The sequence below is a fragment of the Streptococcus sp. 1449 genome (genome assembly GCF_013276805.1).
GTDB lineage: Bacteria > Bacillota > Bacilli > Lactobacillales > Streptococcaceae > Streptococcus > Streptococcus pseudopneumoniae.
The window spans coordinates 1-8405 of sequence record NZ_VMLS01000091.1 but is presented as its reverse complement, the minus strand read 5'-3'; the positions used below and the strand labels follow the sequence as shown (position 1 = coordinate 8405).

Sequence of the window (8405 nt, the reverse complement as noted above, 5' to 3'; positions counted from 1 at the left end):
TTTATGAGAAACGTGCTAACTGCTAGAAATTATGGTAGAATAAAGTATTAAGTAATCGTGAAAAAAGGATATCTATGCGAAAAGAAATTGCACCTGAATTATACAACTATAACAAGTTTCCTGGCCCTGAGTTTCATTTACACGGGGACAAGGTTGAAACGGAAGGGATCGCTTTTTCCTTGGTGGAAAATATCAAGGATGCCTTTGATGTGACGGCTTTTAATCAGCGTTTTTCAGAAGTCTTAACCAAGTTTGATTATATCGTGGGAGACTGGAGCAACGAACAGCTTCGTCTACGAGGTTTTTATAAGGATGATCGAACAGAAGAAAAACTTGAAAAAATCAGTCGTTTACAAGACTACCTTTTAGAGTATTGTAGTTATGGTTGTGCCTATTTTGTCTTAGAAAATGAAGCCCCTAAGCGCGCATCATTTGACAAGAAAATTCGTAAGAAGGAAGAAGAACCTCCTTCTAAAAAAGGAAAGAAGCCGACTCAAACCAAACGAAAACCGAATGCAGATAAGAAAAATAGACGTCGTCAGAAAGACCAGCATTCTCAGAAAGAGAACAAGGGACAACGTCATTTTGTCATTCGTCAGAAGTGAGTAGAGAATAAGGAGTAGAAATGAAACCGTCAATTTATAGTTTAACACGTCAAACCATGCAGGAATGGGTATTGGAGCAGGGAGAAAAGAAATTCCGTGCAGATCAAATCTGGGAATGGCTCTATTGAAGAAATGACCAACCTTTTCAAGGATTTGATTGCTAAGCTTAATGACCAGTTTGTGGTCAATCCCTTGAAACAAGGTATTGTGCAAGAGTCTGCTGATGGGACAGTTAAATATCTTTTTGAATTGCCAGATGGAATGCTGATTGAGACAGTACTCATACGTCAACACTACGGTTTATCTGTCTGTGTGACCACTCAGGTCGGCTGTAATATCGGTTGTACCTTCTGTGCCTCTGGTTTGATTAAGAAGCAACGTGACCTCAATAACGGTGAAATCGTAGCGCAAATTATGCTGGTTCAGAAATACTTTGATGAGCGTGGTCAGGATGAACGTGTCAGCCATATCGTTGTCATGGGAATCAGTGAGCCCTTTGATAATTACAACAATGTTTTGAATTTCGTTTGTACTATCAATGATGATAAAGTAATGGCTATCGGTGCTCGTCACATCACGGTTTCAACCTCAGGTTTGGCCCATAAAATTCGTGACTTTGCTGATGAAGGGGTTCAGGTCAATCTTGCCGTGTCTCTTCACGCACCCAACAATGAATTGCGCTCAAGCATCATGAAGATTAACCGTGCCTTTCCGATTGAAAAACTCTTTGCAGCTATTGAGTATTATATTGAGACAACCAACCGTCGTGTGACCTTTGAATACATCATGCTCAATGAAGTTAATGATGGTGTAGAACAAGCCTTGGAATTGGCTGAATTGCTCAAGAATATTAAGAAATTGTCTTATGTAAACTTGATTCCTTATAACCCAGTTAGTGAGCATGACCAATATAGCCGTAGTCCTAAAGAGCGCGTGTTGGCTTTCTATGATACGCTTAAGAAAAAAGGTGTTAACTGTGTGGTTCGTCAAGAGCATGGTACTGATATTGATGCAGCTTGTGGACAATTACGTTCTAATACAATGAAACGTGACCGCCAGAAAGCAGTTGCAGCAGTCAATCCTTAATGATGAAGAAAACTTATAATCATGTTTTGGTCTGGGGAGTCATTTTCTATAGCATTTGCATTGTCTATTTTTGCTTTACTCCTCAAGAACAATCTCCCGTGGGGGTGGAAACTCCAGGTATTCAGCATCTTGGACGCCTGGTTTTTCTTTTGACTCCTTTCAATTCTCTCTGGAAATTGGGTGAAGTGACTAGTTTGGGACAAGTCATTTGGATTTTTTTGCAGAACATTTTAAATGTCTTCTTGCTTTTTCCTCTGATGTTCCAACTCCTTTATCTCCTTCCAAACTTGCGGAAAACAAGAAAAGTGCTCTTTTTTAGTTTTCTAGTGAGTCTTGGAATCGAGTGTACGCAGTTAGTTTTGGACTTTTTCTTTGATTTTAATCGCGTCTTTGAGATTGATGATTTGTGGACCAATATCTTGGGTGGCTATTTGGCTTGGCTCCTCTATAAACAATTACATAAAAATAAGATAAGGAATTAAAATGAGTATTTTAGAAGTTAAAAATCTGAGTCACGGTTTTGGCGACCGTGCAATTTTTGAAGATGTATCCTTCCGTCTCCTCAAGGGAGAACATATCGGTCTGGTCGGTGCCAATGGTGAAGGAAAATCAACCTTTATGAGCATTGTGACTGGCAAAATGCTGCCAGATGAAGGGAAGGTTGAGTGGTCCAAATATGTGACCGCTGGTTACTTGGATCAGCACTCTGTTCTTGCTGAGGGGCAGTCGGTGCGCGATGTTCTCCGTACGGCCTTTGATGAGCTTTTCAAAGCTGAAGCTCGTATCAATGACCTCTATATGGAAATGGCTGAAGACGGTGCGGATGTTGATGCTCTCATGGAAGAAGTTGGCGAACTCCAAGACCGTTTGGAGAGTCGTGATTTCTATACCTTGGATGCCAAGATTGACGAAGTAGCGCGTGCCCTTGGTGTTATGGACTTTGGCATGGATACAGATGTAACCTCTTTATCAGGTGGGCAAAGAACCAAGGTGCTTTTGGCAAAACTTCTCCTTGAAAAGCCTGATATCTTACTTTTGGACGAGCCGACCAACTACTTGGATGCTGAGCATATTGACTGGCTCAAGCGTTATCTCCAAAACTATGAGAATGCCTTTGTCCTTATTTCACACGATATTCCATTCCTTAATGATGTTATCAATATCGTCTACCATGTGGAAAATCAACAACTGACGCGTTATTCTGGTGACTACTACCAGTTCCAAGAAGTCTATGCTATGAAGAAATCTCAGCTAGAGGCTGCCTACGAACGTCAGCAGAAAGAGATTGCAGATCTCAAAGACTTTGTCGCACGTAATAAAGCGCGTGTTGCAACACGAAACATGGCCATGTCTCGTCAGAAGAAATTGGATAAGATGGATATTATCGAGTTGCAAAGTGAGAAACCAAAGCCGTCCTTTGATTTCAAACCAGCTCGTACGCCAGGACGCTTTATTTTCCAAGCCAAGGATTTGCAAATTGGTTATGAACGTCCTCTGACCAAGCCTTTAAATCTTACCTTTGAACGCAATCAAAAGGTTGCTATTATCGGGGCAAATGGTATCGGGAAAACAACTCTTTTGAAGAGCCTTTTAGGGATTATCCCGCCAATCGCTGGGGAAGTGGAACGCGGTGACTACCTAGAACTCGGTTATTTTGAACAGGAAGTAGAAGGTGGCAATCGCCAAACTCCTCTTGAAGCTGTCTGGAATGCCTTTCCAGCTCTCAACCAAGCAGAAGTCCGTGCAGCCCTTGCCCGTTGTGGTTTGACAACTAAGCATATCGAAAGCCAAATTCAGGTCTTGTCAGGTGGGGAACAAGCCAAGGTTCGTTTCTGTCTCTTGATGAATCGTGAAAACAATGTTTTAGTGCTGGACGAGCCGACCAACCACTTGGATGTGGATGCCAAGGATGAACTCAAACGTGCTCTCAAAGAATACAAGGGATCGATTCTTATGGTCTGTCACGAGCCAGACTTCTATGAAGGCTGGATGGACCAAATCTGGGATTTTAATAATTTAACTTAAGAATGAGAGTAAAAGAAATACAGTACCGAATGTGGGTACTGTATTTTTGGGTTTTTAAGATTTAAAATTGTAGTCTTTCACTACTTCGATGCTGTCGATTGTGATAGCAGTCGTTGGTTTGTCTTTTTCATCTTTTTCGGCTTTGGCAATCTTATCCACAACATCCATACCGTCAATCACTTGACCAAAGACTGGGTGTTTGCCATCTAAACTAGGATTTCCACCTTCTTTGTAGGCTTCGATGATTTTCTTTGGATACTTGCTTGTAGGGAGTTTAGCAGAGGTATCTGTAGAGTTTTGGTTGATGAAGAACTGGCTGCCATTGGTGTTTGCTTGCCCAGTATTAGCCATAGCAAGAGCACCACGGATGTTATAGAGATAAGGAGTAATCTCGTTTTTGAAACCAGTTCCCTTGTCTTTAGTCTTATCCTTGTCATGCCAGATGGACTGACCACCTGTACCGTCCCCTTTTGGATCTCCAGTTTGGACCATAAAGCCATCGATGACACGGTGGAAGGTAATGCCGTTATAGTAGCCTTCTTTGGCATGAGTGAGGAAGTTTTCAACCGCTAGAGGAGCGAGTTTAGGGAAGAGCTTAATGCGAATATCACCTTGACTTGTGTGGAGAATCACTTCAACCTCGTCTTCAGCAACTTCCTTAGAAAGTTGTGGGAAATTGGCGTTTTCGTTTGTTAAAGCATCGTTTAACTCCTTGGCAGATTGTGCTGCTGCTTTGGAGCTTTCCTCAGCGGCCAAGCTAGAATCTACATAGTCATCACCACGCAGACTACGTTGGATGCTGCTACACCCAGCTAGGGCTACAGTGGACAGTAAAAGAAGGGTTGCTAGTTTTTTCATTCTGATCCTCTCAAAAATTCATTTCTACCATTGTACCCTAAAAGGAAGTGGATTTCAAATGTTAGTGACAAGACAGTTTAAGAGGAAGCCAACCAAAAATCACTTGATTAGAGATTCTTCTTTGGATGACGGTCGACAATGTCCTGGTACTGTTCCAGTATTTCCTCTCCCTTTGGAGTCAATTTGTAGCCACGAATCGAAAAGTGACAAGCTAATTCTTCTTCTGAAAAATGCTCATGAAGGGCTTGGTCCAAATTTGTAGCCTTCATTTTTAGAAAGTCCAGTAACTCCCTTCTTCTTTAGGATATTCTTTTTTTTATGGTAGCGTATTAGATGGTCAAGTGAGTAAAAAGCAGTTTCAATGGACAGCATAACCTTTTTCTACCAGAGTTTTGAGATGCTTAGGAGCATCAATGCCATAAGAGTACTCAAAGTATTTAGGGAACCAGATCTTAAGAAAGCTCGTAAAGCATCACAATTAGTAAAGGTTAATTCGAAAGAATTACTATATTGTAAAATAGCACATTTTCAAAGGATTTTTTCTTTTGGCTTCAATTCCTAATTAGTCAATGAACTGAATACTAGGTCTCGAAAAGAATTATGCTTCCTCTTTCTGTCTGAGTTCAAAGAGGTCTTCTACTTTCAGATTAAAAACTTGAGCAATTTTAAGAGCCATTTCCAGCGAAGGATTGTAACGGTTATTTTCCAAGTGCAGAATTGTCTCGCGTCGCATGCCGATGCGGTCGGCTAACTCCTGCTGGGTCATGCCTGTGGATTCACGAACAGATTTGAGATTAGTAATAATCTTGCTTTCTTTGGCCATGCTTATCCTCTACGTTCCAAGATAAAATAGACAACCGCAAAGATGCAAATCAAGGCAGCTATGCTAATAAATATCTGACCCATGTAAAGAGTGAGAACCCCCATATACCCAATGATAACTGATAGGATCATCAGTGCGCCTAGTATAAAAACAAACATCAAGCTAGCTGCCTTTGCTAAATTAGCATAAAAGCGTTCGTCCGGAGTTTCCTTGACATTTTTTAAAGAGAAAAAAACAAATACAATCACTTCAATAACGAGACCAATTCTCAAAATCCATTCTTTAATACCAGAACTTACGCTTGGGGTCGCAACCCAAATCCCTACTGTATAAAAAATGCTTGCTGCAGACACAAGTATCGTGTAAAGCTTAGCAGACAAGTTAAAAATAATCTTTCCCTTACCTTTCTGACTCTTATGTAGCCAGCTACAAATAGCTACAATTTGACCTGACACTGAAATACCAGTAATAACTAACTTGGGTCCCCAACTAAGATTAGAACCAAATAAAACAATAAAATCAATAAAGAGAGCTACGGCAATCATTGCAATGAGGCCACGCATTTTTTGACTTTTTTTCATGATAGACTCCTTTTTTATGTTATAAATATATAACACTTAAATTTCATGTTATAAATATATCACATTTAAATTTAGAAAGCAAGAATTTATGTGTCAAGGTGGCAATTATTTGAAAAAATTTTTTAATAAAAGCCCTTGATAGTCAAATAACTAAAGAATTCTTTGAAGTAATGCATCGGATTTGGTTTGGATAGTTTCGTTAATAATATTTGATGATAAAGAATTTTTGAAAAATCTAGATACTGTATGAATCTCTACTTTTTTTCTTAGACTGTATAAAGTCTGTCAGAATAAGCTTTGTAGGTGTAGAAGTTAATTTTTACAGAGGTTAAGTAAGGATTTCAGTACACGTCAATAGATGTCAAAATACTGATTTTAAGCGATTTTTGATTTTTGGAAACTCATTATATCGCACTACAAATCAATAAAAACTCTACCTTTTTTAGATAAATATATCATCTGGATATTGAAGTTAAGCCCTGCTATCATTTCGATGGCAGGGCTTTTTAATATTTGGTACACTAACTTCTTATCTATATTTTGGTGGATTTTAAGTTGACATCTACAAAGTTTAATGTTAGAATACATTCAAAAATATATTTGAATGAGGTGTTTTATGATTCAAAATGTTGTTACTTCAATAATCCTGTATTCTGGGACAGCCGTAGACTTACTTATTATCCTAATGTTATTTTTTGCCAAAAGAAAAAGCAGAAAAGACATCATTAACATCTATTTAGGACAATTTCTAGGCTCTGTTAGTCTAATATTGCTAAGTTTGCTTTTTGCATTTGTCTTAAATTATATTCCTAGTAAAGAGATTTTAGGTTTACTCGGTTTGATTCCAATTTTCCTAGGCCTCAAAGTTTTGCTTTTAGGAGATTCTGATGGAGAAGCTATTGCAAAAGATGGTTTGCGAAAAGACAATAAAAACCTGATTTTTCTAGTCGCTATGATTACTTTTGCAAGTTGTGGCGCTGACAATATTGGTGTCTTTGTCCCATATTTTACCACCTTAAATTTAGCGAATTTGATAGTGACTTTACTTACTTTTCTAGTCATGATTTATTTCTTGGTTTTTTCTGCCCAAAAATTGGCACAAGTCCCTTCTGTTGGAGAAACTTTGGAAAAATATAGCAGATGGTTTATTGCCGTTGTCTATTTAGGATTGGGGATGTATATTCTGATTGAAAACAACAGCTTTGACATGCTAAGGACTGTGTTCGGCTAGGAGAAAAAAATATGAAAAAAGATAGTATTTGCCAAGTGAATATTATAAATCAACAAAATGTTACAACCGCGACGAACTACCTTGAAAAGGAAAAAGTCCAAAAATCACTTCGTATTTTATCAAAGTTTACCGATAATAAACAGATAAATATCATCTTTTATCTCCTTGCTGTTGAAGAACTCTGTGTCTGTGATATAGCCTGTTTACTAAATCTTAGTATGGCATCTGCCTCCCACCATCTTCGTAAACTAGCCAATCAAAACATCTTGGACACTAGAAGAGATGGGAAAATTATATATTATTTTATAAAAGATGAGGAAATCAGAGATTTTTTTAATCAACTAGGATAACAACTATTTTTACTACTTTTCCATGATTATAGGGGGATTGTATATGAAATTTTTTGAAGAAAATTATTCACATGAACTACCTACTCGTATCAAAAATTTAAGAAAAAAACACAATATTACACAAAGCGAACTAAGCAATGCAGGTCAAGTTAGTCAAGTTGAAAAGGAAAAGCAACAAGTTACCACTTCAATATTGCTTTATTTGAATACTCAAACCGACTTAGACTATAAAGAAATTATTTTTGGAGATATTGCCAAGCTTGTTGAAAATATGTTTTACCACTGCTTCGGCTCTATTTTATTTAGAGATTTGGAAACTGTAAATAAAAGAATGAATTCTTTGTCGGATGATGACTTAATTTCTATACAATCTAGCTGTCTTAGACTTTCCAAGACATTCGCAAATTTCAATATTCAAAGAAAAAAATTTTTGATTTCTGATGAAACTGAAAAAATTATCCATAATGGCAAAAAGGTCATTAAAAAATCAAAAAAGATAAATCAATTTCAACAACAATGGACACATACGCCGAGTTAGCACCGCAAAGAAAGTTAGAATCTGTTAATCTTTATATCGATAAGATTGCTGAACTAACGCAATAACTACTCTACTATTTACTCTACCTTTTATTATGTAGCATTCTAAAAACATTGATGTACCAACGTTTCTAACAGCTAAAATAGAAATTATTTAATCTTTTACAGACCTAAACTATTCCCCTATTTAGAATCTATTAATTCATATTTTATAAATTAATTAGTAGATATCTTTTTTAAAATCCTTGATATTTCGCTGTTTTTAGTCTAATTGAAATCTATACTTTCCAAACCAGATCTTAAGAAAGC

At 37.6% G+C, this 8405-nt stretch carries 10 protein-coding genes and 2 pseudogenes; 7 read left to right on the top strand and 5 right to left on the bottom strand.

Going from position 1 to position 8405, the window contains the following annotated elements:
* The first annotated feature begins 74 nt into the window (after positions 1-74).
* From HT687_RS10985 to HT687_RS10970, 4 genes and pseudogenes are all read left to right on the top strand, one after another.
* Entirely contained in the window at positions 75-605 is a 531-nt protein-coding gene (locus HT687_RS10985) for a YutD family protein (protein ID WP_023935811.1), read from the top strand.
* 20 nt (positions 606-625) lie between these two features.
* Positions 626-1691: pseudogene (rlmN, locus tag HT687_RS10980) on the top strand (23S rRNA (adenine(2503)-C(2))-methyltransferase RlmN).
* Positions 1691-2173: a VanZ family protein gene (locus HT687_RS10975; protein ID WP_000976727.1), complete on the top strand. Its 483-nt coding sequence runs from the start codon at positions 1691-1693 to the stop codon at positions 2171-2173. The pseudogene rlmN and the gene HT687_RS10975 overlap by 1 nt, the downstream one beginning before the upstream one ends.
* Position 2174: 1 nt before the next feature.
* Positions 2175-3716, top strand: coding sequence for an ABC-F family ATP-binding cassette domain-containing protein (locus HT687_RS10970; RefSeq protein WP_023935815.1), 1542 nt, complete (start codon positions 2175-2177; stop codon positions 3714-3716).
* 54 nt (positions 3717-3770) lie between these two features.
* Here HT687_RS10970 and HT687_RS10965 read toward each other — a convergent pair whose 3' ends face one another.
* The 5 genes from HT687_RS10965 to HT687_RS12095 all read right to left on the bottom strand — a co-directional run bounded on the left by HT687_RS10965 (position 3771) and on the right by HT687_RS12095 (position 6566).
* A complete protein-coding gene (locus tag HT687_RS10965) occupies positions 3771-4574 on the bottom strand; it encodes a peptidylprolyl isomerase (RefSeq protein WP_023935817.1) in 804 nt (267 codons plus the stop codon).
* A 107-nt stretch (positions 4575-4681) separates the two neighbouring features.
* The gene (locus HT687_RS10960) at positions 4682-4843 is read right to left on the bottom strand and encodes a hypothetical protein (protein WP_007284845.1); all 162 of its coding nucleotides are present in this window, start codon (positions 4841-4843) and stop codon (positions 4682-4684) included.
* Between the two features lie 329 nt (positions 4844-5172).
* Positions 5173-5397, bottom strand: a complete 225-nt coding sequence (locus HT687_RS10955) for a helix-turn-helix transcriptional regulator (protein WP_001041099.1) — start codon at positions 5395-5397, stop codon at positions 5173-5175.
* Positions 5398-5399: 2 nt separating this feature from the next.
* Complete coding sequence (locus tag HT687_RS10950; protein ID WP_023935819.1) at positions 5400-5978, bottom strand: membrane protein; 579 nt, start codon at positions 5976-5978, stop codon at positions 5400-5402.
* A gap of 414 nt (positions 5979-6392) precedes the next feature.
* Positions 6393-6566 (bottom strand): FanG protein, encoded by a 174-nt coding sequence (locus HT687_RS12095; protein ID WP_078374329.1) that lies wholly within the window; start codon positions 6564-6566, stop codon positions 6393-6395.
* A gap of 28 nt (positions 6567-6594) precedes the next feature.
* On the opposite strand from HT687_RS12095, the gene HT687_RS10945 reads away from it, so the two are divergent.
* From HT687_RS10945 to HT687_RS10935, 3 genes and pseudogenes are all read left to right on the top strand, one after another.
* On the top strand, positions 6595-7209 hold the full coding sequence (locus HT687_RS10945) for a CadD family cadmium resistance transporter (RefSeq protein WP_000615747.1): 615 nt from the start codon (positions 6595-6597) through the stop codon (positions 7207-7209).
* 11 nt (positions 7210-7220) lie between these two features.
* Positions 7221-7559 (top strand): Cd(II)/Zn(II)-sensing metalloregulatory transcriptional regulator CadX, encoded by a 339-nt coding sequence (gene cadX / locus HT687_RS10940; protein WP_000711082.1) that lies wholly within the window; start codon positions 7221-7223, stop codon positions 7557-7559.
* Positions 7560-7602: 43 nt separating this feature from the next.
* A pseudogene (locus tag HT687_RS10935) lies at positions 7603-8010 on the top strand (helix-turn-helix transcriptional regulator); the annotation flags it as partial.
* Positions 8011-8405 lie beyond the last annotated feature (395 nt).

What these genes read in the sequence shown, in the direction of transcription:
- HT687_RS10945 (WP_000615747.1), top strand. Translation starts at nt 6,595, where the DNA reads ATGATTCAAAATGTTGTTACTTCAATAATCCTGTATTCTGGGACAGCC.
- HT687_RS12095 (WP_078374329.1), bottom strand. Translation starts at nt 6,566, where the DNA reads ATGTATTCTAACATTAAACTTTGTAGATGTCAACTTAAAATCCACCAA.
- cadX (WP_000711082.1), top strand. Translation starts at nt 7,221, where the DNA reads ATGAAAAAAGATAGTATTTGCCAAGTGAATATTATAAATCAACAAAAT.
- HT687_RS10965 (WP_023935817.1), bottom strand. Translation starts at nt 4,574, where the DNA reads ATGAAAAAACTAGCAACCCTTCTTTTACTGTCCACTGTAGCCCTAGCT.
- HT687_RS10970 (WP_023935815.1), top strand. Translation starts at nt 2,175, where the DNA reads ATGAGTATTTTAGAAGTTAAAAATCTGAGTCACGGTTTTGGCGACCGT.
- HT687_RS10955 (WP_001041099.1), bottom strand. Translation starts at nt 5,397, where the DNA reads ATGGCCAAAGAAAGCAAGATTATTACTAATCTCAAATCTGTTCGTGAA.
- HT687_RS10975 (WP_000976727.1), top strand. Translation starts at nt 1,691, where the DNA reads ATGATGAAGAAAACTTATAATCATGTTTTGGTCTGGGGAGTCATTTTC.
- HT687_RS10985 (WP_023935811.1), top strand. Translation starts at nt 75, where the DNA reads ATGCGAAAAGAAATTGCACCTGAATTATACAACTATAACAAGTTTCCT.
- HT687_RS10960 (WP_007284845.1), bottom strand. Translation starts at nt 4,843, where the DNA reads ATGAAGGCTACAAATTTGGACCAAGCCCTTCATGAGCATTTTTCAGAA.
- HT687_RS10950 (WP_023935819.1), bottom strand. Translation starts at nt 5,978, where the DNA reads ATGAAAAAAAGTCAAAAAATGCGTGGCCTCATTGCAATGATTGCCGTA.